The sequence below is a fragment of the Microcystis sp. M49636_WE2 genome (assembly GCF_030065375.1).
GTDB classification, from domain to species: domain Bacteria; phylum Cyanobacteriota; class Cyanobacteriia; order Cyanobacteriales; family Microcystaceae; genus Microcystis; species Microcystis aeruginosa_C.
Genome location: NZ_JASJFG010000737.1, coordinates 1 through 1565, shown reverse-complemented (window position 1 = coordinate 1565; position 1565 = coordinate 1). Strand labels below are relative to the sequence as shown.

Annotated in this window: 1 protein-coding gene and 2 pseudogenes; 2 read left to right on the top strand and 1 reads right to left on the bottom strand. The window is 40.4% G+C overall.

The genetic code is table 11. The annotated features are described in order from the left end of the window. On the top strand, window positions 1-296 hold a 296-nt coding region (locus PX484_RS16885; RefSeq protein WP_288104857.1), incomplete at its 5' end, for a restriction endonuclease subunit S. Window positions 297-1016: 720 nt separating this feature from the next. Next, window positions 1017-1223, top strand: a pseudogene (locus PX484_RS25820) (hypothetical protein); the annotation flags it as partial. A 104-nt stretch (window positions 1224-1327) separates the two neighbouring features. Here the strand turns inward: PX484_RS25820 and PX484_RS16880 are convergent. Beyond that, window positions 1328-1565 (bottom strand): annotated as a pseudogene (locus tag PX484_RS16880) (NAD(P)H-quinone oxidoreductase subunit N); the annotation flags it as partial.

Here is a 1565-nt window from a genome sequence, read left to right as displayed (position 1 = left end):
GCTCAAATGGATTTTCGGTATTAAGAAATATTCAGGGAGTCGAGCCTTTGTTTTTATTAGTATATATGCGAACAGACTTTTTTTTGCGTCAGATTAAAAGGTACATGACAGGTCATGCCATTCCTACTATTTTAGTAGATGATTTGTCTAAAGTTTTAGTGCCTATTCCACCCCAATCTGAACAGCAGAGAATAGCAAAAAGTATGGCTGAAATTCAAGCAATTAGAAAAGAAGCGTTAAAGGCAAGTGAGAATGTTGTTAACGAAATGAGTCTTTTACTTAGCCAATTTGAGTAAGGCAAAAAGCAGGTTAAGCTTAGAACAAGTCTTAAGTAGGTAGGAGTTAAAAATCATCAGACACCCCCCTTATCAAGGGGGGATTAAGGGGGGATCAAAGACAATCAATTTAATTATAACCACTTACTTAATACTAAATCCGGTTATTAAAGACTGATTATCTATTACCACTTTTGCCTGTCCTGATATGTAGCCTATACTCAACGGATTTAGTATCAGTCCCTAGTCGAGGAGAAAAATGTAAAGATTTATTAAATTGTAACTTTTGATACAATCGTGCTTCAAAACCTTGCGTCTTCATCGGCCCGCGTCCTGTAGGGGCGAAGCATTCGGGCAATAACCTATCGGTGAAACCGTAGATTTTCTATCCGAATGCTTCGCCCGTACTTTTTCAGCAAGCCCTATTCATTGATTTTTTTGATCCAATGGCAACTTTTCAATCAATAGGGTCAAATTCAATGAGTATGGTGATTTTGTGCTACAATAGAGGTCTGTTAAAAGTAAAAAGAACAATCAATTAAGTAGGTAGGCGTTAAAAATTATCAGACACCCCCCTTATCAAGGGGGGCAGGGGGGATCAACACCCCCCTTATCAAGGGGGGCAGGGGGGATCAACACCCCCCTTATCAAGGGTAGGGTTGATTCATGAATCAACCCTACCTTATCAAGGGGGGGAGGGGGTATCGAACCTAAAATCCATTTTTAATTTAATTATAACCAGCTACTTATTACGCTAAAATTAAACCCAATGACCGAGCAAACATAGAAAACAAATTAACTGGAACTATTCAATTAGAATTAGAAAAATATCGTCAAAAAGCAGCGGCAAGATTATCACCAATTATGGATCAAGCTAGTGATGAAGCAGAAGCTAACGGATTAACTCCAGATATTTTAGCCTCTATTTTAGAACAAATTGAGAGTTAATCACACTATTAAAAACGGATTAGGTGTAGGGCTAATTCCGGAATTAGCCCTACAATAGGCGTTGTTATTCTGATCTGACAACGCCGATAAATCAACAGGGATTTTCAATTTGCCTGGGAAATGTGCGTCACCAGGGCTGCCGATTGTAGGATGGGGGTAGTGGTGACGGAATCCGTCGCTAGGGTAAAGAGAGGATTGGAGAGGATACCGGCCAGGGAAGTCGCCACTAGGGAGAGGACAATACCCACCTGTAGGGGACGCATCCCGGTAAGAGTCCAATTGATAACGGGGTAATTTTTCACCGCATCGGACATCTCTTGGGGTTCCTTAACTACCATCATT